Below are 26,076 nucleotides of genomic sequence, written 5' to 3'. Positions count from 1 at the left end.
TGCCTGAAACACGCTGCAAACACCCGCCTGCAACCCAGGGAGTGACCGTGCCGAAACTCGTCTACGACTTCGCCGAAGGCAACAAGGACATGAAGGAGCTGCTCGGCGGAAAGGGCGCGAATCTCGCCGAGATGACCAACCTCGGCCTGCCGGTGCCGCCGGGGTTCACCATCACCACCGACGCCTGCCGTGCGTACCTGGAGACCGGCGCGGTGCCGGCTGAGCTGGCCGAGGAGATCGACCGGCACGTCGACCTGCTGCAGCAGAAGATGGGCAAGAAGCTCGGCCAGGCCGACGACCCGTTGCTGGTCTCGGTGCGCTCCGGCGCGGCCGCGTCGATGCCCGGGATGATGGAGACGGTCCTCAACGTCGGCCTCAACGACGACTCGGTGAACGGGCTGGCCCACCAGTCCGGCAACCCCCGGTTCGCCTGGGACGCGTACCGGCGGCTGATCCAGATGTTCGGCAAGACCGTGCTCGACATGGACGGCGAGGTGTTCGAGGAGGCGCTCGACGCCGCCAAGGAGGCGAAGGGCGCACGGACCGACCTCGATCTGGACGCCGACGACCTGAAGGCGCTGGTCGAGACCTTCAAGCGGGCCGTGCACGACCACACCGGCCGCGAGTTCCCGCAGGACCCGCGGACCCAGATGGACCTCGCGATCGCGGCCGTCTTCGGTTCCTGGAACGCCGAGCGTGCAGTCCTCTACCGCCGCCAGGAACGCATCGACGGCAACCTCGGCACGGCGGTCAACATCTGCTCGATGGTGTTCGGCAACCTCGGCATGGACTCCGGCACCGGCGTCGCGTTCACCCGCGACCCCGCGAGCGGCCAGCAGGGTGTGTACGGCGACTACCTGCAGAACGCGCAGGGCGAAGACGTGGTGGCGGGTATCCGCAACACGGTCCCGCTCGCCGACCTCGAGCAGATCGACAAGACGTCGTACGACGAGCTGATGGGCATCATGGCCACACTCGAAGGCCACTACCGAGACCTGTGCGACATCGAGTTCACCGTCGAGCGCGGCAAGCTGTGGATGCTGCAGACCCGGGTCGGCAAGCGGACCGCGGCGGCCGCGTTCCGGATCGCGACCAGCCTGGTCGACGAGGGCGTGATCGACACCGACGAGGCGCTGCGGCGGGTCAAGGGCGCGCAGCTCGCGCAGCTGATGTTCCCGCGGTTCGACGCCGACGCCGGCAAGGACCGGATCACCAAGGCGATCGGCGCGTCGCCGGGTGCGGCGTCGGGCAAGGTCGTGTTCACGTCGGCCGCCGCGGTCGAGGCCGCGGAGAACGGCGAGAAGGTGATCCTGGTCCGGCGCGAGACCAACCCGGACGACCTGCACGGCATGATCGCGGCGCAGGGCATCCTGACCAGCCGCGGCGGCAAGACCTCGCACGCGGCCGTGGTCGCCCGCGGCATGGGCAAGACCTGTGTCTGCGGCGCCGAGGAGCTCGACGTGAACGTTGCCCAGGGCACCATCAAGGTGAACGGCACGGTGATCGAGGCCGGTGAGCTGATCTCGATCGACGGCACCACCGGCGAGGTGTTCCGCGGCGAGGTTCCGGTCGTGCCGTCCCCGGTCGTGCAGTACTTCGAGGGCACGCTGGCGCCCCACGCCGGCGACGAGCTGGTCGCGTCGGTGCACCGCCTGATCACGCATGCCGACGAGGTCCGGCGACTCGGCGTCCGGACCAATGCGGACACCGCGGACGACGCGGCGCGGGCGCGGCGGTTCGGCGCCGAAGGGATCGGGTTGTGCCGGACGGAGCACATGTTCCTGGGGGAGCGGCGCGAATCCGTCGAGCGGCTGATCCTCGCCGACAACGACGCCGACCGGGACACCGCGCTGGCCGAGCTGGAGCCCCTGCAGCGCGGGGACTTCGTGGAGCTGCTGGACGCGATGGACGGGCTGCCGGTGACGATCCGGCTGATCGACCCGCCGCTGCACGAGTTCCTGCCGTCGATGGAGGAGCTGGCAGTCAAGGTCGCCGTGGCGCGCGAGCGCGGCGAGGAGCCGGAGCACGACGCCAAGCTGCTGGCCGCCGTCGAGCGGCTGCACGAGCAGAACCCGATGCTCGGCCTGCGCGGCGTGCGGCTCGGGCTGGTGATCCCCGGTCTGTTCGCGATGCAGGTCCGCGCCATCGCCCAAGCGGCCGTCGAGCTGCGCGGGCGCGGCAAGGATCCGCGGCCGGAGATCATGATCCCGCTGGTCGGCGCCATCCAGGAGCTGCACCTGGCCCGCGACGAGGTCGAACGCGTGCTCGCCGAGGCCGGCATGGCCGGGGAGATCCCGATCGGGACGATGATCGAGCTGCCGCGGGCCGCGGTGATCGCGGACCAGATCGCGGAGGCGGCCGACTTCTTCTCGTTCGGCACCAACGACCTGACCCAGACCACCTGGGGCTTCAGCCGCGACGACGTCGAGGGCGCGTTCTTCTCGCGGTACCTGGAGAAGGGCATCTTCGCGGTGTCGCCGTTCGAGTCGATCGACCGCGAGGGCGTCGGCGCGCTGGTCCGCACCGGGGTGGACCGTGGCCGGGCGACCAAGCCGGACCTGAAGCTCGGCGTCTGCGGCGAGCACGGCGGCGACCCCGACAGCATCCACTTCTTCCACGAGGCAGGCCTCGACTACGTCTCCTGCTCGCCGTTCCGCATCCCGGTGGCGCGCCTCGAGGCCGGCCGGGCGACGCTGGACTGACCGCCGGAGCGGACCTACGCCACTCACCAACCATCGAGCGCGCCGGCGAGTCACGCTCAGCCGGACGTCGACCGCCGCCGAAACGACAGGTTGATGAGTGGCACAGGTCCGCTAACCTGCGGCTGCCCGAAGGTCCTGGAGATCGGACCCGGCACCGGCCAGGCAACCGCCGCCATGCTCGAACGCGGCTGGCAGGTCACAGCCGTTGAACTGAGCCCGGGGCTCGCGGGGGTTCTGCGGCAGAAGCTCCCCACGACCGAGGTGATCGTCGCGGACTTCGACACCTGGCCGCTCCCGCCGCCGTCGTACGACCTGGTCATCTCGGCGACCGCGTTCCACTGGCTCGACCCGCAGACGCGTGTCCAGCGTTGCGTGGACCTGCTGCGGCCGCGGACGACGTACCGGAGGATCCGGCAGACCTTGCGAAAACAGGGCTTTTCGGGTCTGTGCAGTCCCGCAGGTTTGTCTGGGATGCGGACTATTCGACGGCCGAGTATCTCGAACTTCTGTCCTCGTATTCGGGTCACCGGGCCTTGACAACGGACCGGCGTGACGGACTGTACGACTGCATCGGCGCTCACCTCGACGCAACCGGGCGGTCGGTCACGAAGCGTTACGTGAATCAACTGTCCGTAGAAATTCCCTTAACCAAACCCTTGCGTAGCGGCCGGCCGGCTGGTGGAATATCCGGGCGGGAAGGGAGATCACTCGTCGACTTTCGGGTCTGACCTGAACCAGCCGCTGTGGCGGCTCGTGGCTCCCTCTCCCGCACCAAATCCTCTTGTTTCCAAGGGCCTTGTAGAGTTCTGCGCATGGCCCAATTTGTCGTGCAGCTGCGCTTCGACGTCGCCGAGACCGACCGCCGGATGGAGGTCCGTCCGGCCCACCGCGAGTACCTCGCCGAGCTGAAGGCGGCCGGCAAGCTCGTGGCCGCCGGCCCGTTCACCGACCAGACCGGCGCGCTGCTCGTGTACGACGTCGCCGACGAGGCCGAGCTCCGCGACATCCTCGCCAAGGACCCCTACACCCCGGCCGGCGTCTACGAGATCGGCACCCTCGCCGAGTGGCAGCCGCTCTTCCCGTTCAGCTAACGCTGCAGGGAGGCGAGCTGCCCGGCTGTCAGGCCTCGGCGCTTTCCAGGTCGAGGTGGTCGACGTACGCCCAGAGCCAGGCCAGGGGAGCCAGGACGAGTTCGGGCTCGTCGTCCTCGTCGGCGATGAACAGCATCGAGGCCTCGCCGTTGGTCAGGTCCTCGATGACCGCCTCGCACATCTCGAGCGCGACGTCGAACGGCAGCAGCCGCGGCCCGTTCTCCCAGCGCGGCTCGGGCAGCGGGAGCACCGGCGCCTCGTCGGTGCCGCCCAGGTCGACCGAGACCTTCTGCAGCTCCTCGTACAAGTCGAACGAGATCAGCCCGGCGACCGGCCGCCCGTCCAGGCCGACCAGGTACGGATCGTCGGCGCCCTCGCGGAACGCGTCCCGGATGTCCGGCATCGCCGCCTTGAGATCGGTCGCCTCGAGGTACGGCGCCTCGTCCGGCTCGTCGGCCGCCTCCGCCTGGACCAGGCCGCTGCGCATCCGGTCGAACTGGTGCAGCAGGCTGTTCAGCTCGTCGTACGCCCCGCCGCCCGGCGTCTTCTGCGCGCGCGCCTCGAGATCGCGCAGGTGCTCGATCAGCTCGTCCTCGAAGTGCAGCTCGTACCGCGGGAGGCCCGGCTCGCGGCCGGCGTTGATCTGCGCGACCAGCTGCGTCGAGACCGGGCCGATCCGCTCGGCGAGCACCTCGAGCGGCGTCGTCGGCTTCTCCTCGTCGTCGTGCGCGCAGGAGTCGTCCTCGGTCTTGCCGTCGCCGTCCATCGCGAGCAGCACCTGGAAGGCCTGGAAGGACAGCAGCGCCGCGGTCGCCATCGTCCCGTCGCCGATCAGCATCAGCGGGTTCCCGCCGGCTTCGGTACGGCGCAGGTGGTCCGGCATCAGCGTCGCGGCCTGCTCGACGTTCACCTGGCTGGCCAGCGACGACAGGCCGTGGTCCGCGTCGACGCCGAGCAGCTCGACGAGGCGCTCCGAGCTCATGTCGAAGTTCGAGCGCAGGTAGTACCGCAGCCAGCCGGCGTCCACCGGGTTGCCGAGCAGCTCCGCGATCCGGGCCCGGAAGTCGGCCAGGTCGGCGATCGCGAGCACCACGAGCACCGGCTGGTCGCCGTCGCCGATCACCAGCGGCCTGGTGTCGCCGTTGTGGAACCCCTCGATGACCTGGTGCAAGCTGTCCGCGGCCGCCTCCAGCGGCCATGACTCAGCCTCGAACTCGCTGACCACGCCGGCGGAGGTGTCGTCGGGCATCTGGTGGGTCCTCTCCGGGTGGCGGCGGGAGTTGGGGGTAACTGTAGGCTGCGGGCGTTTCACCAGGTCACATGGGTCCTGTCCGGTCCTCGAGTGACGTTCGCTACGCTGGCACCGGCGGGTCGATGCAGTGATATCTCATATGTGAGATATGGTCCGGGGCATGACCGATGACTACCTGAGCCGGATCGGAAATCTCATCCGGGACGCCCGCAAGCATCGCGGTTGGACGCAGACGCAGCTCGCGGAAGTGCTGAACACCAGCCAGAGTGCGGTGAACAGGATCGAGAAGGGTCATCAGAACCTCACCCTCGAGATGCTCGCCCGGATCGGCGAAGCACTCGACTCCGAAATTGTCTCTCTCGGCGGCGGCCCGGTCCACCTTCGCGTGGCCGGCGGCCGGCGGCTTTCCGGCGCGATCGACGTCAAGTCGAGCAAGAACGCCGGTGTCGCGCTGCTCTGCGCCTCGCTGCTGAACAAGGGCCGGACGACGCTGCGCAAGGTGGCCCGCATCGAAGAGGTCAACCGCCTGCTCGAGGTGCTGAACTCGATCGGCGTGCGGACCACCTGGCTGAACGACGCCGGCGACCTGGAGATCGTGCCGCCCGCGCACCTCGACCTCGGCTCGATGGACGCCGACGCGGCCCGCCGGACCCGCTCGATCATCATGTTCCTCGGCCCGCTGCTGCACCGCGAGGACGCCTTCGAGCTGCCGTACGCCGGCGGCTGCGACCTCGGCACCCGCACCGTCGAGCCGCACCTGACCGCGCTGCGCCCGTTCGGGCTCGAGGTGAAGGCGACCGGCGGGCAGTACCACGCGCTGGTCAACCGGGCGATCGCGCCGGGCAAGCCGATCGTGCTGACCGAGCGCGGCGACACCGTGACCGAGAACGCGGTGATGGCCGCCGCACGGCACGACGGCGTCACGGTGATCCGCAACGCCAGCCCGAACTACATGGTCCAGGACCTGTGCTTCTACCTGGACCTGCTGGGCGTGCGGATCGACGGGATCGGCACCACCACGCTGACCGTGCACGGCAAGCCCGACATCGACGTGGACGTCGACTACGCGCCGTCGGAGGACCCGATCGAGGCGATGAGCCTGCTCACCGCCGCGATCGTGACGAAGTCCGAGATCACCATCCGGCGGGCGCCGGTGGAGTTCCTCGAGATCGAGCTCGCGTTGCTGGAGGAGATGGGGCTCGACTACCAGCGCAGCGCGGAGTACCTGGCCGAGAACGGCCGTACCCGGCTCGTCGACCTGACCACCCGGCCGTCGAAGCTGCACGCGCCGATCGACAAGATCCACCCGATGCCGTTCCCGGGCCTGAACATCGACAACCTGCCGTTCTTCGCGGTGATCGCGGCGACCGCCACCGGGCAGACGCTGATCCACGACTGGGTGTACGAGAACCGCGCGATCTACCTGACCGACCTGAACAAGCTCGGCGGCCGGGTCAAGCTGCTCGACCCGCACCGGGTGATGGTGGAGGGGCCGACGCACTTCTCCGGCGCCGAGATCATGTGCCCGCCGGCGCTCCGGCCGGCCGTCGTCACGCTGATCGCGATGATGGCCGCGAAGGGCACGTCGGTGCTGCGCAGCGTCTACGTGATCAACCGCGGCTACGAGGACCTCGCCACCCGGCTGAACTCGCTAGGCGCTCAGATCGAGACCTTCAGGGACATCTGAGTCCTGGGCCGAGTCCTGGGCTGAGTCCTGGGCTGAGTCCTGGAGGAAGGCGACCGCCTCGGCGATCACCGCGGGGTCCGAGAGGATCCTGCGGTGGCCGAGGCCGGTCGTCGGCAGGAAGTGCGCCCGCTCGCCGTAGTTGCGGAGCAGCAGGCCGGCCTGCGCCGGGTCCACGACGTCGTCCTCGTCGTTGTGGATCACCAGCAGCTCGGCCTTCCCGGTGGTGACCGAGAACCGGGTCCAGATCCCGCCGTCGCCGTCGAAGTAGCCGCGCTCGATCGACCGCCGCAGTTCCCGGTTGATCTGCGGGCCCAGTCCGAGCTCGGCGCAGAACGCGTCCGCCAGGTAGCCGAAGTCCGCGATGCCGCTGATCATCACCAGCCGCTTCGCCGCGACGCCCTCCCGGACGGCGTAGAGCGCGAACGGTACGCCGAGCGAGTGGGCGATCACGCCCTCGAAGGGCCCGTGGCGTTCCTCCAGCGCGCGGATGATCCGCTGGTGGCCGAGGATCGACACCACCTCGCCGTCGGAGTCCCCGTGCGCAGGAGCGTCGTACGACACCGGGCTGTAGCCGAGCTCGAGCAGGCGCGTGACGAATCCGGCGTACCGCGAGGCGCGGGAGCGCCAGCCGTGGACCAGGAGCACCGGGCGCTGTCCGTCGCCCCACGCGTAGGTCTTCACATTGTCGACAATCTCCACCCGCGCGGCGTCGTGGACCAGCTGCTCGTCCCCGCGGACCCGGCCGCGGGCGAGCGGGCGGCGCCAGAGCTTGAACGCGAGCCGTCCGCCGAGTCGCGGCGACAACACTCCGATTGTCTGCAATCCGACGCTGACCAGCTTCTGCATGGAAACCCCTCCGGAAACTATACGAACGGTCGTATTATTAGTTTCCATCAGGCTAGCAGTCAATGGACTTAGGATCGGGACTCGTGGAGAAGGTGGACGGACGGTTGGCGCGCGGTGACCAGACGCGTCGTGCCGTTCTGCGTCGTGCGGTCGACATCGCGTCGGTCGACGGACTCGAGGGGCTGTCGATCGGGCGGCTCGCGACCGAGCTCGGGATCAGCAAGAGCGGTCTGTTCGCGCACTTCGGGTCCAAGGAGGAGCTGCAGCTGGCGACCGTCCGGGCCGCGCGCCGGATCTACGCGGACAACGTGGTGGTCCCGGCGTACGAGATCGAGCCCGGGCTCGGGCGGGTCTGGGCGCTGAGCCGGCACTGGCTGGACTACTCGCGGAGCCGCGTGTTCCCGGGCGGCTGTTTCTTCCAGAAGGTCTCGCACGAGTTCTCCGCGCGCGGGGGCGCAGTGCACGAGTACCTCGCCGCCGTCCATCAGGAGTGGATGGATCTGATCGAGACCGCGGTCGCGGAGGCGGTGGAGCGCGGCGAGCTCGCCGACGACCCGGCGCAGCTCGCGTTCGACCTGAACGCGTACTACGAGGCCGCGAACCTCGCCTCGATCCTGCACAACGACGAGAACGGGTACGACCGCGCGCGTCAGGCGGTACGGATCCGGTTGGCGTCGGCTGTCGTCCCCGGCACGCCGGTGCCCTGGTGAGTCGGGAGGTCGCGGCGCCGACGGATCGGTGACGCGAGCAGGACGAGTCCCGCCAGTGGTACGCCGGCGGTCGTGATCCAGAGTGCCGTTGTCAGGCCGAAGTACTGACCGAGCGTCCCGCCGAGCAGTGCGCCGAGCGGGATGGTGCCGTAGTTGACGAACGCGGTCGTCGCGGTGAGCCGCCCGAACAGGTCGGGTGGGCAGTAGGACTGCAGGAAGGTCGCCTTGACGACATTGCCGCCGACCACACCCAGGCTCACCCCGAACGCGCCGACCAGATAGAACCACGGGCTCCGCGCGCCCAGGGGGATGAGCAGCGCAAGCGTCGGCAGGCCGAGCTCGCAGAGCAGCAGCGCCCGCGCCGTACCGAACCGTAGGGTGTGGCGGCCGACGAACGCGCCGGCGACGCCGCCGCTCGACGCGGCCGCGACCAGCGTGCCGACCGTCGCCGCGGTGAGCCCGGCCTCGCGAACCAGAAAGACGACGACGATCGCCTGATAGCCCATCAGGGCGAGGTTCGAGACCGCGCCGAAGATCGTCAGGGTCCGCAGCCAGACGTCGTGCGCGACGAGTCTGATGCCTTCGCGGATCGCGCCGGCCCGGCGAGGGACGTCCGTGCGACGCTCCCGGAAGCGGATCGCCGCGAGACAGCCGAGGGCGACCAGGAAGCTGGCTGCGTCGACGAGCAACGCGTTCGCAGCCCCGGCGAACTGGACGAGCAGACCGCCGCACCCGAGACCGGCGATCTGCGCGGCCGACGCGCTCCCGTGCAGTTTGGCGTTGCCCTCGGCGTGATCCGGGGGATCGAGCAGTGTCGGGAGATAGGCGGTGTACGCCGTCTGGAACACGACTCCCGCGGCTCCGACCAGTCCGGCGACCACCAGCAGCAACTGGATCGTCAGCAGCTCGCCCGCCAGCGGTACGGCGGCGAGCAGCAGCCCCGAGACCGCCGAGGATGCGAGCATGACCGGACGCCGCCGGACCCGATCGATCCACGCGCCGGTCGGCAGTCCGATCAGGAGCCACGGCGCCCAGGAGGCCGCCGTCAGCAGGCCGACTTCGAAGGTCGTTGCGTCGAGCATCGAAATCGCCACCAGCGGCAGCGCGACCGACGAGGTGGCGCTGCCGAAGCGGTTGATCGTCTCGCCGGCCCAGAACAGCCGGAAGTCGCGATGCGTGCGCAGCAGACTCATGAGCGGCGCGGGAACGACTGCAGTTGGACGATCACGCGCTCCGATCCTTCGGCCGGGGCGGTTTCGGTGTAGCGGTCGATGACGGCCCCGATCTCCTCGTTGAGGTCGTGCAGCTGCTCCGGCGTCAGGCGAAGGTCGCGCCAGTCAGAGAGCCCGGCTGCGTGCTGCCATTCGGCCGGCCAGTCTTCGTCGACGTACGTCCGGACGCGGTCGTAGTAGCGATCGACCAGATCTCGCAGGTACACGTCGAGCGCACGCCGGGTCTCCGGGTCCTCGAGGAACTCGGCCGGGTCCAGGACGGTGCGGCCGGGGATGCGCCACCAGCGCTCCCGCTTGGTGCCACGGTCGGGCTCCTCCTCGAGATAGCCGTGCTCGGCGAGCAGCCGCAGGTGCCAGCTGATCGTCCCGGTGTTCTCGCTGAGCCGCGCTGCCAGCGTGCTCGATGTGGCCGGCCCGTCGAGCTCGATCGCCTCCAGGATGCGCATCCGGAGCGGGTGGGCGAGTCCGCGCAGACTCCGGGCATCAATCCGCCGCATGAATGCAGAGTAATCTCTGCAGAGGAGTCTCTGCAACAGGATTCTGTCGGTGGCCGTCCCTAGGTTGGGCGCTATGCGGCCTCATGTGGTGGCTCAGCTGGCGGTCTCGCTGGACGGGGTGGCGTCGGGATTCGACGTCGACCTCGCGCGGTTCTATGCGCTGGCGACGCTGTGGCAGGAGGACGTGACGCTGATCGACGCCGGCGCGATCCTCGCCCAGGAGCACGCCTTGCTCGCGGCGCCGCGGCGCGGGCCCCGCGCGGAGGGTCCGCTGCTCGCGGTGGTTGACGAGCAAGCGCGGATCCGGAGCTGGGAGTTGTTGCGCGAGCTCGGGTACTGGTCCGGCGTCCTCGCGCTGTATGCCGACCAGACGCCGGAGCGCCCGCCGGATGCGACGACGCCCGAGCTGATCACCGGCTACGACCGGGTCGACCTTGCCGAGGCGCTGGACGCCATGGGTCGCCGCGGGGTGCGGACTGTGCGGGTCGATTCGTCCGGCGTACTGCTGAGAACCTGCCTGGCGCTCGACCTGGTCGACGAGCTCGCCCTGCTCGTCCATCCGGTGCTGATCGGCGGCGACCGCTGGTACGACACCGGCCGCCTCGACCTGCGTCACGCCGGCACCGAGGTGTTCCGCGACGGCGTCATCTGGACCCGGTACTGCGTTTCTCGCTGACGCCGGGAACTTCGGACTCGGTCCCGCCGTTGAACTGGGTACAGTGTACGAAGTTTCAGCGAGTGAGGAGCGGGATTGACCGAGAACGTGCCGACAACGGGTGGATTCGAGCCGAGCGCGGCGGACGTGGCGAGCGTGCTCGCGTGGTTCGAGCGGTACGACGCGCTGGCCGCCGAGCAGGACTACGAGGGGATGGCCGACGTCGCGCTGTTCCCGCTGAACGAGGTGTCCGACGACGGCAAGGGCAACGGGCGGGCCGAGCAGCTCGACCGGGCGGCGTACGTCGCGCAGATGGCGCAGGTGATGAGCGGCGCCGCCGACGTGCGGCTCGAGACCACGCGGACGCCGCACTTCCTGTCCGCGGACCTGGTGTTCGTGATCAGCGACGGCACGATGACGTACCAGGGCCACACCCAGCCGATCCGGTACGGCGACCTGCTCGTGAAGGTCGCCGGCGAGTGGAAGTTCCAGACGATGGTTCAGGGCGGCTGGGGCTGACGCGGTCCGGCCCCTAAATGTCAGTGGGCGCCGCTACTGTGAGCGGTGATGAGGAAGCAGCACGAGTGGTACGACGAGCATGATGCCGAGCGATGGGTCGCCGAGCCGGTCAAGAGGCCGGGGCGGACGGCCTTCGCTCGTGATCGCGCGCGGGTGCTGCACAGTGCGGCGCTCCGCCGGCTGGCGGCCAAGACGCAGGTCGTGACGGCAGGCAGCGACGACTTCGTCCGGAACCGGTTGACGCACAGCCTCGAGGTCGCGCAGATCGGCCGTGAGTTGGCGGCGACGCTCGGCTGCGATCCGGACATCGTGGACGCCGCCTGCCTGTCGCACGACCTCGGCCATCCGCCGTTCGGGCACAACGGCGAGCGTGCGCTGGACCAGGTCGCCGCGGACATCGGCGGCTTCGAGGGCAACGCGCAAACGCTGCGGCTGCTGACCCGGCTGGAGTCGAAGACGTTCGACGCCGAAGGCCGCAGTGTCGGGCTCAACCTGAGCCGGGCGACCCTCGACGCCGCGACGAAGTACCCGTGGCCGCGGCGCGCCGGCGAGCGCAAGTTCGGGGTGTACGACGACGATCTCGCGGTCTTCACCTGGTTGCGTCCGGGCGTGGGGGAGCGGCGTTGCCTGGAGGCGCAGGTGATGGACTTCGCCGACGACGTGGCGTATTCGGTGCACGACGTCGAGGACGGGATCGTCGCGCACCACATCGATCTCGCCGCGGTCGACGCGGAGCCGGCGCCGTACTGGGAGACGGTCCGGCAGATGTACTTGCCGGAGGCAACCGACGCCGAGCTGGACGAGGGCTGGGCGCGGCTGAAGTCGTTGCACTACTGGCCCGGGGCGGCGTTCGACGACAGCCGGCGGGCGCTGGGCGGGCTGAAGGACCTCACCAGTCAGCTGATCGGTCGATTCGCCACCGCGGCCGAGCAGGCGACCCATGCCGTCTTCGGCCGCTCCCGGCTGATCCGCTACGAGGCCGATCTGGTCGTCCCGGACGGCGTCCGTACCGAGATCGGGCTGCTGAAGGGCGTCGGCATGTTCCACGTCCTCAACTCCCCGGAACGCCAGGCCCGCCGCGCCACCCAGCGCGAACTCCTCACCGAGCTCGTGGACGCCCTGTGCAAAACGGCGCCGCGGCACCTGGACGCGCCGTTCCGGTCCGACTTCGCGGAGGCGGCCGACGACAACGCCCGCCTCCGCGTCGTCATCGACCAGGTCGCCTCCCTCACCGACCCCTCAGCCCAGGCCTGGCACGCCCACCTCGTCGAACGGTAGGTCGAGTCCCAGCCGGTTGTCGCTGGGCTTGTTGGTCAGGCGGATCTGTGTGAGCTCGGCGTCGGTGAGTGCCCGGCGGTAGACGCGGAGCTCGTCGAGGGTGCCGTGGAAGCGGTTGGCGCCGTCGACGCGCTGGCCGACGTGGATGCCCTGGACACCGAACTCCTTGCCCGCCGTGACCGAGCCGGCCGGTGCCGTCGCCGAGCCCACCTCGGCGCCGTCGATCACCAGCCGCAGCTTCCCGCCGGCCCGTTGCAGGACGACGTGATGCCACTGGTCGTCGTTGTACGCCGACGCCGACTGCACCGTCACGTTGAACCGATCGACCGACAACAGCGCGCGGATCCGCTTGCTCTCAGGCTCCGCCCGCAACCACACCTGCGGCGTACTGCCCGAACCGGTCCGGTACGCCCAGAGGATCGCGTGCGAACCGGTCGTCGCGCCGTACCGAATCCACGTCATCAGCGTGAAGTCGTCCGCGCCGAGATCGATCGACCGGTCGTACGGCACCTCGACGTAGTCGTCGACGCCGTCCAGCGCGAGCCCGTTCCCGAACTTGCCGGCGGCAACAGTCGCCCCGCCGCGCACGTACGCCGGGTTGTCCGCCGGGCCGGTGTCAGGCGTCAACGGCCCCGGCGCGGGCGGACCGGGGATCCCCGGCGGCGTCCCGTTCTGCGTCGACAGGTAGGCCTCGTTGAAGCGCGCCCAGCGGATCGATTCGTACGGGTTCGCGACGCCGGCCTCGTACAGCAGCCCGGCCTGATCTCCGTCGAGCCGGACCAGGTCCGAGTACGCCGACGGGCCCCAGTGGAAGACCTTGCCCTGCTCCCAGGTGCCGAACGATCGCGCCTCGTCGTACGACGACCGCACGGTCATCACCTCGCGCGCGGCCGGATGGGCCGGCGCCGAGAACAGGATCCGGTGCGGGCCGAACCGCAGCAGCGACCCTTGGACGTCGGGCATCGCCAACCGCGGGATCGTCCGGAACGGCGCGTCGAAGCTCGCGCCGCCGTCGCTGCTGATCGCGTACGCGCGGTTGCCGGGATCGGTGCCGCGTTCCCGCGCCAGCGCGTAGATCTGCCCGTTGGTGCGCTCGACGACAGTGACCTCCTGCGCGATCACCGTCCCGTCGTCGCGGGACGTCGTCGCCCCGATGTGCCAGGTCTCGCCCGCGTCGTCGGAGTACAGCAGGTGGGTGCCGTAGACATGCGGCCCCACGCCGTCGTACGTCTCGAAGTTCGCGCCGACGATCAGCCGGCCGGCGTGCGGGCCGTGCTCGAGCTGGATGCCGTGCATCGGGCCGGTGGCGTACCAGAAGTTCCAGCTCGGCAGCTTCGCGTCGGTCAGTTCGCGGGCCGCGGTCCAGGTCGCGCCGAAGTCGTCGCTGGTCTGGACGTACGGGTCGCGGTCGCAGCCGTTCGTGCAGGGCTCCGGACCGTTGTGCGTGGACACGAGGACGATCCGGCGCGTCTGATTGTCAACAATCGGCACGGGGTTGCCGTGCGTGCTGCCGTTGCCGTCGGACACCACCTGCAACGGGCCCCACGTCCTGCCGCCGTCGGTCGACCGGCGCAGCACGATGTCGATGTCGCCGTCGTCGCCGCAGTCCGCGACGCGACCCTCGGCGAACGCGAGGACGTCGCCGTTCGTCGCGTGCACGACGGCCGGGATCCGGAAGCACGAGTAGCCCTGAGTCTTCTGCTGGAACAGCACGTTGTCCTCGACGAAGGGGGCGGCTTCGCCGGCGTGAGCGGTCGGGGCGGTGAGGCTGCTGAACAGCAGCAGGGCGGCGGCCGCGAGACGGGCCGGTATGAGTACGCGCATGGCTCTCCCAGGGAGGACATAGGACGTATTATGTCCGCGCAAAGTTAGCGACTCGCGGGGACCGCGGCAAGGGGTCGGCGAGGACTAAGGTTCGTTGCATGGCTGATGCAGAGCAGATCGTGATCGTCGGTGCGAGTCTTGCGGGGGCGACCGCCGCCGAGACCCTTCGGAAGGACGGCTGGAGCGGCGCCGTCGTGCTGATCGGCAGCGAGCAGTCGCTGCCCTACGAGCGACCCCCGTTGTCGAAGGGCGTCCTGCTCGGCAAGGACGAAACCTCGTCCGCCCAGCTGCACGACCAGCAGTGGTACGACGACAACACCATCGACCTCCGCCTCGGGACCACGGTCACCGCGATCGACCCGGCTGCGCACACGGTCACGCTCGACGACGGCTCACAGGTGCCGTACACGAAGCTCCTGATCGCGACGGGCAGTCGCGTGCGCACACTCGACGTCCCGGGCGCGGACCTGCCGGGTGTGCACTACCTGCGGACGGCCGAGGAGGCGCAGGCGCTGACCGATGCGTATGCCGCGAAGCCGCGCGTCGTCGTGGTCGGCGCGGGCTGGATCGGGCTCGAGGCGGCGTCGGCGGCCCGCGAGCGCGGCTGCGAGGTGACGGTCGTCGAGCCGCAGTCCACCGCGCTGGCGTCGGTGCTCGGCGAGGAGGTCGGTGAGCTGTTCGCCGAGTTTCACCGGCAGCACGGCGTGCAGTTCCGCTTCGGCACCGGCGTGGACGGCTTCGAGGGGACCGACAAGGTCACCGGGGTGCGGGTGAGCGGCGGTGAGGTGATTCCGGCGGACCTGGTGGTGGTCGGGGTCGGCGTCCAGCCGAACACCGAGCTCGCCGAGGAGGCCGGCATCGAGGTCGCGACCCGCGACAACGGCTCGGGCATCGTCACCGGCGCGGACCTGCAGACCTCGGTCGCCGACGTGTACGCCGCCGGCGACGTGGTCCGCTGGGACCACCCGCTGTTCGGCCGGTTCGTCCGGGTCGAGCACTGGCAGAACGCGAAGGACACCGGCGCGTCGGCCGCCAAGGCGATGCTCGGTCAGGACGTGGCGCACGACGCGATCCCGTTCTTCTTCACCGACCAGTTCGACCTCGGGATGGAGTACGCCGGGGAGGTGCCGCGCGGCACGTCGTACCAGGTCGTCCTGCGCGGCGACCCGAAGTCCGGCGCCTACGTCGCGTTCTGGCTCTCCGACGACCACCACATGCTGGCCGGCATGCACGTCAACACGTGGGGCGCCATCGACGCGGTGCAGAGCCTGATCCGCTCCGGCAAGCAGGTCGACCCGGCCCGTCTGGCCGACCCCTCGGTGGAGCTCGCCGACGTCTAGAGCGGGTAGGTGACGTAGGCGAACGACGCACTGTCCGGCGACCAGCTCGGCACGTTCATCGTGCCCTGGCCGCCGAACAGGCTCGTCAGCTCGCGGACCTCGCCGTCCCTGGTCAGGAGCCGCAGCCGTACGTCGTCGATGTCGGCGGGATGGCCTTCGGTGCCTGGCGGGAAGCTGACGTACGCGATCGCCGACCCGTCCGGCGCCGGGTGCGGGAACCAGTTGACCCGCTCGTCGTCGGTCAGCTGCTCCGCCTGCCCGTCGGCGACCCGGATCCGGAACAGTTGCGCGTGCCCGGCGCGCTCGGAGTTGAAGTAGATCCACTCGCCGTCCGGGCCGAATTCGGAGCCGTCGTCGGCGAACTCGTCGTCGGTCACCTGGACGTCCGCGCCGCCCGCGCTCGGGATCGTCCAGACGTTGGTGATCCGCCGCTCGCCGACCCACTCCAGCCCGATGTACGCGAGCGTCGTACCGTCCGGCGAGACCCCGTGCAGGTAGTGGTGGAACCCCTGCCCCCGATCGTTGGTCACCCGCCGGCCGGCTCCGCCCTCCATCGGCACGGCGTAGAGGTGCCCGTCGCTCGCGGACACGTACACGGTGCGCCCGTCCGGACTCACCACGTGGTCGTTGTTGATCGCCGGCACGCCGCCGAGCTCGATCTCCTCGAGTCCGTCGCCGACGCGGAAGAGCCGCCCGTCGCCGTTGACGATCAGCTGCCCGTCAGGCGTCCAGTTGGGCGCTTCGAACAGCATGGTGCCGGAGCTGTGGACGAGCCGATGCTCGCCCGAGGTCACATCGACGAAGTAGAGCTCGGCGCGCTGACCTAGTCGCAGGGTGCGTGGCATGACAACCAACCTATGGCACCGAACGGCGGCCGCAGAGGACTGTCCAGCACGGGACCTCCGGCCCTGCTCGGCCGGAAGCCCGCTTCGTACGGTGAGTCCGAAGAGGTGGGTGCTGGTGGCAACGAGGACGTCGACGCCGCGGCCGGTGGGGGTCCGTGCCGAGCCGGTGCTGTCCGCCGTCCTCGCGTTCGTGGCCGGCACGGTGAGCCTCTCCGTCGGCATCGGGCTGGGGCTGCCGCATCTCACGGCAGGCTCTGCAGTCGGCGCGGTCATCGGGCTGGTCGCGTTGGTGGCCGGGCTGTTGCTGACCGGGTTCGCCGCGGTCGTTCTGGTACGGCGGGTGCGTGGCTGGTGGCGGCTCCTCGTCGTACCGGCGTTGTTGGTGTTTACGCTCGTTGCCGTCATGTCGGTCGGGCAGGCCGTCGCGGCGACGCAGGTGCCCCGGAGCACGGTCGGGGCGACGACGCCGGGTCATTGGGGACTGAGCTACACCGATGCAGCGTTCGAGACCAGCGACGGCGTCAAGCTGTCGGGCTGGTACATCCCTTCGACCAACGGTGCCGCGGTCGCCGTACTCCACGGTGCCGGATCCACCCGCTCGGACGCGCTCGGCCAAGCCGCCGTACTGGCGCGGCACGGGTACGGCGTCCTGCTCTTCGACGCCCGTGGCCACGGACGGAGCGCGGGCCGGGCGATGGACTTCGGCTGGTACGGCGACGAGGACGTCGGCGCGGCCGTCTCCTATCTACAGAGCAGGCCGGACGTCCGCTCCCGGATCGGCGCGCTCGGGCTGTCGATGGGCGGAGAGGAAGCGATCGGCGCGGCTGCCGTGGACGCGCGGATCGGTGCCGTCGTGGCCGAGGGCGCGACCAACCGCGGTACCGCGGACCGTGCGTGGCTCTCGGACCAGTACGGCTGGCGGGGGACCTTGCAGGAAGGCATCGAGTGGCTGACCTACGGCGTGACCGACCTGCTCACACCGGCCGACCAGCCGATCTCGCTGCGCGACGCCGCCGCGGCGGCCGCGCCGCGCCCGATCCTGCTCATCGCGGGAGGCGCGCTGCCCGACGAGGAGTACGCCGGCCGGTACATCGGGGCCGGCTCACCCGGTTCCGTCCAGCTGTGGGTCGTACCTAGGCGGGGCACACCGCGGGACTGCAGGTCGCGCCCGCGGAATGGGAGCAGCGAGTGATCGCCTTCTTCGACTCGGCCCTGCTCGGTTAGGACCCGTTCGTCGTCCCGCGGGCGAGTTTGCTTGCCGATGATCGTAGACTCACGGCGTGGCAGGCCGGATCAAGGAAGAGGACATCGCGCTGGTGCGCGAGCGAGCCCGGATCGACGACGTCGTCGGCTCGTACGTGACCTTGAAGAACGCCGGCGGGGGCAACCTGAAGGGCCTCTGCCCGTTCCATGACGAGAAGTCGCCGTCGTTCAACGTCACGCCGTCCCGTGGCTTCTTCTACTGCTTCGGCTGCCAAGAGGGCGGCGACGTCATCGACTTCATCCAGAAGGTCGACCAGATCACGTTCTCCGAAGCGGTCGAGACGCTGGCCTCCAAGGTCGGCATCCAGCTGCGCTACGAGGACTCCGGCGCGCCGGTGCAGCGCGGCCCGGGGAACCAGCGGCCGCGGCTCGTCGAGGCGCACAAGGTCGCGGCCGAGTTCTACGTCGACCAGCTGTTCGGCGCGGCCGAGGCCTCCCTCGGCCGGCAGTTCCTGGACCAGCGCGGCTTCGACAAGGACGCGGCCGTGCAGTTCGGGGTCGGGTTCTCGCCGCGCGGCGGCGAGGCGCTGGTCAGCCACCTGCGCGGTCGCGGTTTCACGAACGCAGAGCTGGTCGCGTCCGGCCTGGCCGCCGACGGGCAGCGCGGGCTGTACGACCGGTTCCGCGGCCGGCTGATGTGGCCGATCCGGGACGCGTCGTCCGACGTGATCGGGTTCGGCGCGCGCCGGCTGTTCGACGACGACCGGATCGAAGCGAAGTACCTGAACACCCCCGAGACGCCGATCTACAAGAAGTCCAAGGTCCTGTACGGCGTGGACCTGGCCCGCCGCGAGATCGCGAAGGGCCGCCAGGCCGTCGTCGTCGAGGGGTACACCGACGTGATGGCGTGTCACCTCGCGGGCGTGCAGACCGCGGTCGCCACCTGCGGTACGTCGTTCGGCGACGACCACGCGCGGGTCCTGCGGCAGCTGTTGCTGGACCACGACCAGTTCCGCGGCGAGGTGATCTTCACCTTCGACGGTGACGCGGCCGGCCAGCGTGCCGCGCTGAAGGCCTTCGAGGGCGACCAGGCGTTCGCCGCCCAGACGTATGTCGCGGTCGAACCGGACGGTCTGGATCCCTGCGACCTCCGCCTCGAGAAGGGCGACGCCGCGGTGCGCGAGCTGATCGGCCGCCGGGTGCCGCTGTACCGCTTCGTCCTCACCAACATCCTGTCCCGCTACGACCTCGACCGGGCCGACAGCCGGATCGACGCGTTGCGCGAGGCCGCGCCGCTGGTCGCCCGCATCCGCGACAAGTCGAAGGTGACGTCCTTCTCGCTGGAGCTGGCCGGGCGGCTCGGCATGGACGAGGAGCAGGTCCGCGCGGAGGTGTACCGCGCAGCGTCCAAGGCCGGCGCGCCGGGGCAGGCGGCCGGCAACCAGCCGCCCGTCGCGCAGCAGGTCATCAGGAACGACGTTCCGTCACCGCGGGACCAGCGGTTCGTGATCGAGTGGGACGTGCTGAAGGTCGCGATGCAGCACCCGGCGCTGGTCGGGGTCGCGTTCGACGAGCTCGACGACCACGACTTCACGCACCCGTGGCTGGCGGCGATTCGGGCCGCGATGGCGAAGACCGGCGGCCCGTCCGCCGCGCCGCCCGGCGAGGCCTGGGTGGTAGCCGTCCGCGACGCCGTCGGAAACGACCCCGCGGCCGCCGTCGTCGGCGCGCTCGCCGTGGACCCCCTCCGGCTCGGCCGCGAGCCCGACGAGCCGTACGCACTCGCGTTGCTGGCGCGGCTGCAGGAGCTGACCTGCGCACGCCGCATCCTCGACCTGAAGTCCAAGCTCCAGCGGACGAACCCGATCGAGCGCCCCGACGAGTACAACCGCATGTTCGGCGAACTCATCGCCCTCGAGGCCTACAAGGCCGAACTCCGCAACCGAGCCATCTCCGGCGCGATCTAGCAGCCGAGGGCGCGGGCGCTGCCGTCAGGCAGGATCGTTTCCCGTCAGGCCGTCGACCGATTCACGCAGGATGTCGGCGTGGCCGGTGTGCTTCAAGTACTCCTCGAGGAGGTCGAAGGCGATCATTCGCCGGTTCGCCGACCACGCCGGGTCCTCGATGACCACCTCCAGCCCACCGTCGGCGCTCAGCGCCCGCCACGCGGCACGCGAGCGCGCGGCCGCGCCGTACCAGAGCGCGTACAACTCATCCGGATCATCAGCGACCGCCGACTCCCACCCCCACCGATCGTTCTCGATCCAGCTCCTGGTGTCCCACGGGGCCGCCAGCGGCCGCGCGGCTGCCCGCGCCGTGAACCCGTCCTCGACGAACGCCATGTGCTTGATCAACCCGGCCAGCGTCATCGCCGACGGCGGATGCGTCTGCCGCAGCTCCTCAGCCCCCAGCCCACCGGTCTTCCAGGCGAACTGCTGCCGCACCCGATCCAACGCGAACTGCAACATCTCGACCTCCCCACCCCGCGGCGAAGCCTCGTACGGCAGATCCCTCCACTCCATGACCACTCCTTCGTCAGGACCCCAGCATGCCGTGGAAGCGGCTTCGGAGGATGTCGACGGCGGTTTGCGAGCCTACGCTGCTGACGTGACCGGTTCCTGGCTTCAGGCTGGCGTCCGCGGGCGTGGCCCTGGGCGGATCGGTGTCCGCTGGCTGGAGCGACTGGCCGACCTCGGCGCGCGGCCGGAGGACACGCACGACGAGCGCCTCCGCCAAGGCACGCTCATCTTCTCGTCACTGCTGATCACCGTGATCTCCACGATCTGGGTCACCACCTACCTCGCGTACGGCGACCCGATCTCGGCTGCGATCCCTGCCTTCTACCAGCTGGTCACGATCGTCGGGCTGGCGGTTCTGGCGCGCACGCGACGGTTCGCGATCTTCCGCACCACGCAACTGCTCGCGTTCCTCATCCTGCCGGCGCTGCTGCAAGTCTCGCTCGGCGGCTTCGTCGCCTCGAGCGCGATGATCCTCTGGGCGGTCTTCACCCCGCTGGCCGCGCTCGCGCTCCTCGGTATCCGGCGCTCCGTACCGTGGCTGATCGCGTTCCTGATCGAGCTGTTCATACTCGGCCTCGTCGACTCCAGGCTTGCGGAGTCGCCGTCGGAACTGCCGTCCGGTTTCGTGGTCACGTTCCTGGTGATGAACGTCGCGGGCACGATGGTGAGTGCGTACGTCATGCTCAGCTACTTCGTCGAGCAGCGTGAGCGCGCCCACCGAGCCCTCGAGGCGGAACGGGAACGCTCGGAACACCTGCTGCTGAACGTCCTTCCGGGGCCGATCGCCGATCGCCTCAAAACCGAGCCAGGAGTGATCGCCGAACACTACGACTCGGTCAGCGTGCTGTTCGCCGACCTGGTCGGCTTCACGGCCCACTCAGCGGTGATGGCCGCGGCCGACGTGGTAACGCTGCTGGATCAGGTCTTCTCGGCGTTCGACCGAATCGCCGACGCCGAGGGCGTCGAGAAAATCAAGACCATCGGCGACGCGTACATGCTGGTCGGCGGCCTCCCGAACCCGCGGCCCGACCACCTGGCCGCAGTCGCCCGCACGGCCCTCGCCCTCCGCGACGAGGTAGCCCGGCTCGCCGCACAACCCGGCCAAGAATGGCTGGCGATCCGCATCGGCATCGACTCGGGCCCTGTCGTGGCCGGCGTGATCGGCCGCCGCAAGTTCATCTACGACCTCTGGGGCGACACCGTCAACACCGCCAGCCGCATGGAGTCTCACGGCCAGGCAGGCGCCATCCAACTCACCGCCCGAGCCGCCGCGGCCCTGGGCCCCGACTTCGCGACCCACCCCCGAGGCACCATCGACGTCAAAGGCAAGGGCCCCATGGAGACCTTCTTCCTGGACCACTGATCCACCAGCGACCTCACCAGTCGGCACTTCGTTGCCGTCAGCACGCACCCGAACCCGGCGGCGTGCCGCGCACGTCCCGGCGCACATTCCCGGCTTACGCCGCCGTAGGCCGGCTCAGGCGGGCTCGGGGTAGAGCGCGGTTGCGCTGCCCCAGAGTGCGCCGGCGTTGAGGCGGTCCGGGAATCGTTGCAGCATCGCGTTGAAGAAACCCAGCGCGGTGTCCTCCTGCGTGAGCAACTCAGCGGCTGCGTTCAGGTACGAGCGCGTCTCGGCGACCGTACGGTCCGCAGCGTCGTCGAGTTGCTCGTTCTTGTGGCCGGTCACGATGTACCTCGGCTCGAGAGCGGCGACGGCGTCAATGGCTTCGTGCCACCGCTTGATGCCGTCGCCGGCGGCTTCCCGGAGGAACTGATGGACGCCGTTGTAGACGACGTCGCCGGCGACGACCAGGCTGAGCGCGGGGACGTGCAGGACGCTGGTGTCGTCGGTATCGGAGTGCCCGACCTCGACGACGAAGAGCTTGTGTCCCTCGAGTTCGATCACGTTGTCCACAGCCGGGACGGCCGTCACGTCGGTCTGCGGAATCTGTCCGGGGAACAACGCATCCCAGAAGACCGGCCGCAGCGCGACGTTGAGCTTCATCTGCTCGATGGTCCCCGGCGTCGCGACGAAGGTCGCACCGAAGCGCTCGGCCAACTGTGCACCGCCGAACCAGTGGTCGCCGTGACCATGCGTGGCGAAGACATGGGTGAGGTTCTTTCCGCTCGCCTCGACCCAGCCGGCGACCTGCTCGGTCTGCTCGATCGTCAGAGGTGGATCGACGAGTACGGCGTCCCTCTCCCCGGAGATGAGCGTGATCGAGAGCGGGGAGAACATCCGCCTCTCACCGGTGGGGATCGGCTCCCGGACGTTCTGCGGGATGGGCTCGGCGACGAACACGTCGTACGTCAATTGCGATGGCATGGCTGCTCCTCGTGGGCATGAGTTCTGATCGACGCCGGTTCTCCACACAGGGGAGGCGCCGGCGATCTGACTTCAAGAATTGATGTTAGCTGGCTGGGTTCAAATTTGAAAGTCAGAGTAGACTCGAGGCATGGATGCAATGCTGTTGCCGGCGAACCGGGCCTGCCCGATCGCGGGCTCCCTCACCGTCCTCGGCCAGAAGTGGAATTTGCTGTTGCTGCGCGAGGCGTTCCTGGGGAGCACGAGATTCGCGGAGTTTCAGCGCATCGGTATTCCCACCGCAACACTCGGAGGGCGTTTGGACGCATTGGTCGCCGCCGGCCTCCTGGAGCGCCAGGCCTACCAGGCCGAGGGGGAACGCACGCGTGAGGAGTACCGGCTCACGCAAGCCGGACGCGACGCGTTGCCGATCCTGGCCGCGCTGGCGCAATGGGGCGAAACGCACCTGGACCTCGGCGATCGCCCCGGGGTCGGATTCGCTTCCGCATCGACCGGTCGCCGAGCCCACCTGGAGTTCGTCGACGAGGACGGCAACCTGGTCCAGGCAGCTGACGTCCGCGTCGCCCGCGCCTCGTAAGACCCGCCGTCGAAGCCGTATGCGGCCGGCGTGAAGGGCCTCCGGACCAGCCGAACGCCCGCCGGTCAGGTCCGGTCAGGCGGACGCGAGCAGGCGGACCAACTCCCGTGCCGGGGCCAGTCCCGCCGCGGCGTGGCGGGGTGCTTCGCTTAGTACCTTCCTGGAGCTAACTTTCCGGGTCTGGTGAGTATCAAGGTAGGCAGAGCGCTGCTGCGTACTACGACCCGAAGGGCTGGTTGGGGAGCGATGGTCAACGCGTCGAAACAACTCAGGAGTGCGGCGCGGGTGGCTGCTGCCGCTGCGCTGGTGGCGGGGGCGCTGGCCGGGAATGCGGGTGCGGCATCGGCTGCCGGCGCCGCCGTCGCTGCGGCGTGCAAGATCGAACTCGGGTCGGTGACGGCTGGTGGCGATCACACGCACAGGGTGATCACTGCCGGTTCGCCGCCAAAGGTGCAGGAGAAGCCGCGGTACACCGCTCTCTTTCCTGAGGGCCTGCCCCGGTTGAGCAGTCTGTTCTTCAACGACCCCGACGTCCCCGGTTTCGGCGGCGCGTACGCCGGTCACGTGGTGATCGGCTCCGGGCTGTACGACAGCACCTACTTCCTCACCGAGTCCGGCGAGGTCGACCGGACACAGGCGCACAACTTCCGCGTCGGCGGCGGCTGGGGTGACGCCACCTTCCTCGAGACGAGCTACCCGCACGACACGAACCCCTGGGCCTTGGTCAACCACTACGCGCTGCGCTCGAACGGCACGCTCACCCGCTGGGACAGCAAGGGCGGGTTCGGCTGGACCAACCCGCAGTCCGCGACCGGCTTCTCGGCCGTCAAGACGATGGCGCTCATCAGCCAGACCGCGACGTACGACACCTTCCTGGCCACCACCCGCGGCGGCGCCCTCTACACGATCCGGCTCCCTCTGACGTCGCCGATGAAGCCGATCGTGAAGATGGTCCGCAGCTCCACCTGGCAGGCCTTCGACGCCCTGATCGCCGAGAAATGCGGTCAGTACGGCACCCTGCTCCTCGGCATCGACAAGGACACCCGATCCGGCTACCTGTACGCCATCGGCCACGCAAACGGCCCTGCCACAGTCATCCAAGGCCTGGGCAAGGTCCCGGCCACCTTCGCCGACCCGACCTACTTCCGCCACACAGCCGAGCCCGGCACCGCCCCACTCCTCTTCGGAGAGTGACCAACGCACCGGCGGCCGCCACGGTGCCCTCGGGTCCAGTGCCGTACCGGCTACGCAGCCGCAACCACGCCTTGCCCAGCGTGGAGCCGGCGTGGAACTGCAGTCCTGCGCATCGATGTCAACGGGGCCAGAACCGTTCAAGGGTTGACTTTGCGCCCTCCTTGCGTAGGGTCCGAAGTGGGGTGGGTAGCTGTAGCGCGGTGTTGGGGGGTCGGACTGTTCGGCTGCACGCTGCAGGCTTTCTACGCGTAGGCCGTGCCTGCCCTTCCGCCCGGCCTTGGTCGCTGGGCGATGGCGGGGGGTCGCCATTTGTTCGCACTGCGGCTAACCGTCTGCGGTCACCGGGCTCTGGCCTGGGCGGCCACCATGCCCATCGAGGCACAGGGAGGGACCATGCGCGTTCAGCCGTGGTCGAGATCTTCAGCAGGAACAGGACGCAGCTCGCGCGGCAGTGTGCCGACGCGACGACCAGGTCGGTGGCTGGTCGTCACGTTGGTCGCGGTGGTCGGGCTGATCGTCGCGAGCGCGGGGACGGCGTCAGCCACCGGAACGCACCACTCGAGGACCTGGGTGGTGAAACCGGGCCACTCGATACAGAAGGTGGTCGACAAGGCCCGCTCAGGTGACACCATCAAGTTGAAGAAGGGCGTGTACTACGACGCGGTCTGCGTCGTCGGCAAGGGACTCACGATCGTCGGTGCCGGCCAGGGTGGTACGGTCGTCAAAGCACCCAAGAAGTTCACGAAGACTGCCTGCTGGGCGACTCCGGACGAGGTCTCCGGCTTCGCGTTCGCGGGTCCGGACCGCAGGTCCAAGGTGAGCAACCTCACCACGGACGGCCACCCGGGTATCGGCGTGGTGGCGTTCGAAGCCAAGCGCGGGATCGAGGTGTCGCATCACACCGGGCTGAGGCACGGTGAGTACGGCGCGGCAGCGTTCGAGTCCATGGGTGTCGTCTTCACCCACAACACCGAGCTCGGCAACGGCGGCGAGGCCGGCCTGTATGTCGGTGACACCGACAACGCGAAAGCGTACGTGGCGCACAACCTGCTGAAGGGCTATTCGATCGGCATGTTCATGCGCGACTCACGGCATGGCCTGGTGACCCACAACGTGATGCGGGCCAACTGCATCGGCGCCCTGGTTCTCGACACCGGGCCGAACGGCACCACTCCGGACGGGGTCAACCGTCCGGCCGGCGTGTGGTCCCTGGTCGGCAACTTGGTCACCGACAACGACCGGTTCTGCCCGGCGGATCCGGAAGGCGGACCGGCTGTGTCCGGCAACGGCGTCATCGTTCTCGGTGCCGACCACGTGCTGGTGAAGGGCAACAAGATCGTCGGCAACAACGCGTCCAAGCCCGGCGACATCCCGTCAGCAGGTCTCGCCGTCCTCAACGGATCGCTGGCCGGCTCGGATGCCCCGGAGAACGTCGCGGCCGTACGCAACTTCTTCAAGAAGAACGACCTGGACATCTTCTGGGACGGGACGGGCAAGAACATCGTGTTCCGCGCCAACTTCTGCAAGACCAGCAATCCCGCGTCGATCTGCATGCACCACTGACCGGACGCCCGCCTGAGCAGAGGCGACACTGGTCCCACGCCCCCCGGACGTGGGACCAGTACGCCACCGCCCCAGCTCATCGGAATGCCGACGTACTCCGTACGTCCGACTCGGCCCACGTCTCGCCGCTCGGTGAGGATGGCGGCCGTCAACCCTCAGCCGAAGACGTGTAAGGCCTCAGCCGAGGACGATCTGTCGTCCATCAGCCGAGGCCCT

Annotated in this window: 24 protein-coding genes; 15 read left to right on the top strand and 9 right to left on the bottom strand. The window is 69.4% G+C overall.

What is annotated here, in order from left to right; all coding sequences use genetic code 11:
• Positions 1 to 47: 47 nt before the first annotated feature.
• The 3 genes from ppdK to ACWEOO_RS18440 all read left to right on the top strand — a co-directional run bounded on the left by ppdK (position 48) and on the right by ACWEOO_RS18440 (position 3,793).
• Positions 48 to 2,702: a pyruvate, phosphate dikinase gene (gene ppdK, locus ACWEOO_RS18450; RefSeq protein ID WP_452144004.1), complete on the top strand. Its 2,655-nt coding sequence runs from the start codon at positions 48 to 50 to the stop codon at positions 2,700 to 2,702.
• A gap of 93 nt (positions 2,703 to 2,795) precedes the next feature.
• On the top strand, positions 2,796 to 3,239 hold the full coding sequence (locus tag ACWEOO_RS18445; RefSeq protein WP_452144003.1) for a class I SAM-dependent methyltransferase: 444 nt from the start codon (positions 2,796 to 2,798) through the stop codon (positions 3,237 to 3,239).
• A 275-nt stretch (positions 3,240 to 3,514) separates the two neighbouring features.
• Positions 3,515 to 3,793, top strand: coding sequence for a YciI family protein (locus ACWEOO_RS18440; protein WP_452144002.1), 279 nt, complete (start codon positions 3,515 to 3,517; stop codon positions 3,791 to 3,793).
• Between the two features lie 28 nt (positions 3,794 to 3,821).
• Here the strand turns inward: ACWEOO_RS18440 and ACWEOO_RS18435 are convergent, their stop codons facing one another.
• The gene (locus ACWEOO_RS18435) at positions 3,822 to 5,042 is read right to left on the bottom strand and encodes a hypothetical protein (protein ID WP_452144001.1); all 1,221 of its coding nucleotides are present in this window, start codon (positions 5,040 to 5,042) and stop codon (positions 3,822 to 3,824) included.
• A 163-nt stretch (positions 5,043 to 5,205) separates the two neighbouring features.
• On the opposite strand from ACWEOO_RS18435, the gene ACWEOO_RS18430 reads away from it, so the two are divergent.
• Complete coding sequence (locus ACWEOO_RS18430) at positions 5,206 to 6,732, top strand: helix-turn-helix domain-containing protein (RefSeq protein WP_355688876.1); 1,527 nt, start codon at positions 5,206 to 5,208, stop codon at positions 6,730 to 6,732.
• Here ACWEOO_RS18430 and ACWEOO_RS18425 read toward each other — a convergent pair.
• Complete coding sequence (locus tag ACWEOO_RS18425; RefSeq protein WP_452144000.1) at positions 6,697 to 7,578, bottom strand: alpha/beta hydrolase; 882 nt, start codon at positions 7,576 to 7,578, stop codon at positions 6,697 to 6,699. The genes ACWEOO_RS18430 and ACWEOO_RS18425 overlap by 36 nt on opposite strands.
• Positions 7,579 to 7,661: 83 nt before the next feature.
• Between ACWEOO_RS18425 and ACWEOO_RS18420 the strand changes: the two genes are divergently transcribed.
• Positions 7,662 to 8,288, top strand: a complete 627-nt coding sequence (locus tag ACWEOO_RS18420; protein WP_359932368.1) for a TetR/AcrR family transcriptional regulator — start codon at positions 7,662 to 7,664, stop codon at positions 8,286 to 8,288.
• Here the strand turns inward: ACWEOO_RS18420 and ACWEOO_RS18415 are convergent.
• Together ACWEOO_RS18415 and ACWEOO_RS18410 are read right to left on the bottom strand one after the other, a co-directional pair.
• The gene (locus ACWEOO_RS18415) at positions 8,228 to 9,481 is read right to left on the bottom strand and encodes an MFS transporter (RefSeq protein ID WP_363714115.1); all 1,254 of its coding nucleotides are present in this window, start codon (positions 9,479 to 9,481) and stop codon (positions 8,228 to 8,230) included. The two genes, ACWEOO_RS18420 and ACWEOO_RS18415, sit on opposite strands and share 61 nt — an antisense overlap.
• Positions 9,478 to 10,017, bottom strand: a complete 540-nt coding sequence (locus tag ACWEOO_RS18410; RefSeq protein WP_452143999.1) for a winged helix-turn-helix domain-containing protein — start codon at positions 10,015 to 10,017, stop codon at positions 9,478 to 9,480. The genes ACWEOO_RS18415 and ACWEOO_RS18410 overlap by 4 nt, the downstream gene beginning before the upstream one ends.
• Before the next feature lie 73 nt (positions 10,018 to 10,090).
• On the opposite strand from ACWEOO_RS18410, the gene ACWEOO_RS18405 reads away from it, so the two are divergent.
• The 3 genes from ACWEOO_RS18405 to ACWEOO_RS18395 all read left to right on the top strand — a co-directional run bounded on the left by ACWEOO_RS18405 (position 10,091) and on the right by ACWEOO_RS18395 (position 12,469).
• Entirely contained in the window at positions 10,091 to 10,693 is a 603-nt protein-coding gene (locus tag ACWEOO_RS18405; RefSeq protein ID WP_452143998.1) for a dihydrofolate reductase family protein, read from the top strand.
• Between the two features lie 75 nt (positions 10,694 to 10,768).
• Positions 10,769 to 11,191: a nuclear transport factor 2 family protein gene (locus ACWEOO_RS18400; protein WP_363714110.1), complete on the top strand. Its 423-nt coding sequence runs from the start codon at positions 10,769 to 10,771 to the stop codon at positions 11,189 to 11,191.
• A 48-nt stretch (positions 11,192 to 11,239) separates the two neighbouring features.
• The gene (locus ACWEOO_RS18395; protein WP_452143997.1) at positions 11,240 to 12,469 is read left to right on the top strand and encodes a deoxyguanosinetriphosphate triphosphohydrolase; all 1,230 of its coding nucleotides are present in this window, start codon (positions 11,240 to 11,242) and stop codon (positions 12,467 to 12,469) included.
• Here ACWEOO_RS18395 and ACWEOO_RS18390 read toward each other — a convergent pair.
• The gene (locus tag ACWEOO_RS18390) at positions 12,431 to 14,293 is read right to left on the bottom strand and encodes an exo-alpha-sialidase (protein ID WP_452143996.1); all 1,863 of its coding nucleotides are present in this window, start codon (positions 14,291 to 14,293) and stop codon (positions 12,431 to 12,433) included. The genes ACWEOO_RS18395 and ACWEOO_RS18390 overlap by 39 nt on opposite strands.
• A 98-nt stretch (positions 14,294 to 14,391) precedes the next feature.
• Between ACWEOO_RS18390 and ACWEOO_RS18385 the strand changes: the two genes are divergently transcribed.
• Positions 14,392 to 15,633: an NAD(P)/FAD-dependent oxidoreductase gene (locus ACWEOO_RS18385; protein ID WP_452143995.1), complete on the top strand. Its 1,242-nt coding sequence runs from the start codon at positions 14,392 to 14,394 to the stop codon at positions 15,631 to 15,633.
• Here the strand turns inward: ACWEOO_RS18385 and ACWEOO_RS18380 are convergent.
• Complete coding sequence (locus tag ACWEOO_RS18380; protein ID WP_452143994.1) at positions 15,630 to 16,478, bottom strand: TolB family protein; 849 nt, start codon at positions 16,476 to 16,478, stop codon at positions 15,630 to 15,632. The genes ACWEOO_RS18385 and ACWEOO_RS18380 overlap by 4 nt on opposite strands.
• 115 nt (positions 16,479 to 16,593) lie before the next feature.
• On the opposite strand from ACWEOO_RS18380, the gene ACWEOO_RS18375 reads away from it, so the two are divergent.
• Together ACWEOO_RS18375 and dnaG are read left to right on the top strand one after the other, a co-directional pair.
• On the top strand, positions 16,594 to 17,670 hold the full coding sequence (locus ACWEOO_RS18375) for an alpha/beta hydrolase (protein WP_452143993.1): 1,077 nt from the start codon (positions 16,594 to 16,596) through the stop codon (positions 17,668 to 17,670).
• 88 nt (positions 17,671 to 17,758) lie between these two features.
• Positions 17,759 to 19,648: a DNA primase gene (dnaG, locus tag ACWEOO_RS18370; RefSeq protein WP_452143992.1), complete on the top strand. Its 1,890-nt coding sequence runs from the start codon at positions 17,759 to 17,761 to the stop codon at positions 19,646 to 19,648.
• 24 nt (positions 19,649 to 19,672) lie between these two features.
• Here dnaG and ACWEOO_RS18365 read toward each other — a convergent pair whose 3' ends face one another.
• The gene (locus ACWEOO_RS18365; protein ID WP_452143991.1) at positions 19,673 to 20,203 is read right to left on the bottom strand and encodes a mycothiol transferase; all 531 of its coding nucleotides are present in this window, start codon (positions 20,201 to 20,203) and stop codon (positions 19,673 to 19,675) included.
• 85 nt (positions 20,204 to 20,288) lie between these two features.
• Here ACWEOO_RS18365 and ACWEOO_RS18360 point away from each other — a divergent pair, with 85 nt between their 5' ends.
• Positions 20,289 to 21,563: an adenylate/guanylate cyclase domain-containing protein gene (locus ACWEOO_RS18360; RefSeq protein ID WP_452143990.1), complete on the top strand. Its 1,275-nt coding sequence runs from the start codon at positions 20,289 to 20,291 to the stop codon at positions 21,561 to 21,563.
• A gap of 114 nt (positions 21,564 to 21,677) precedes the next feature.
• Here the strand turns inward: ACWEOO_RS18360 and ACWEOO_RS18355 are convergent, their stop codons facing one another.
• A complete protein-coding gene (locus ACWEOO_RS18355; protein WP_452143989.1) occupies positions 21,678 to 22,526 on the bottom strand; it encodes an MBL fold metallo-hydrolase in 849 nt (282 codons plus the stop codon).
• Between the two features lie 130 nt (positions 22,527 to 22,656).
• Between ACWEOO_RS18355 and ACWEOO_RS18350 the strand changes: the two genes are divergently transcribed.
• On the top strand, positions 22,657 to 23,103 hold the full coding sequence (locus ACWEOO_RS18350) for a winged helix-turn-helix transcriptional regulator (protein ID WP_452143988.1): 447 nt from the start codon (positions 22,657 to 22,659) through the stop codon (positions 23,101 to 23,103).
• A 285-nt stretch (positions 23,104 to 23,388) separates the two neighbouring features.
• Positions 23,389 to 24,297: a hypothetical protein gene (locus ACWEOO_RS18345; RefSeq protein WP_452143987.1), complete on the top strand. Its 909-nt coding sequence runs from the start codon at positions 23,389 to 23,391 to the stop codon at positions 24,295 to 24,297.
• Between the two features lie 401 nt (positions 24,298 to 24,698).
• Here the strand turns inward: ACWEOO_RS18345 and ACWEOO_RS18340 are convergent, their stop codons facing one another.
• Positions 24,699 to 24,842, bottom strand: a complete 144-nt coding sequence (locus ACWEOO_RS18340) for a hypothetical protein (protein ID WP_452143986.1) — start codon at positions 24,840 to 24,842, stop codon at positions 24,699 to 24,701.
• Between the two features lie 28 nt (positions 24,843 to 24,870).
• Between ACWEOO_RS18340 and ACWEOO_RS18335 the strand changes: the two genes are divergently transcribed.
• Positions 24,871 to 25,860, top strand: coding sequence for a hypothetical protein (locus tag ACWEOO_RS18335; RefSeq protein ID WP_452143985.1), 990 nt, complete (start codon positions 24,871 to 24,873; stop codon positions 25,858 to 25,860).
• Positions 25,861 to 26,076 lie beyond the last annotated feature (216 nt).

It is taken from the genome of Kribbella sp. NPDC004138 (assembly GCF_053603655.1).
The sequence above is the reverse complement of the archived record's forward strand: the minus strand, read 5'-3'. Positions and strand labels throughout refer to the sequence as shown.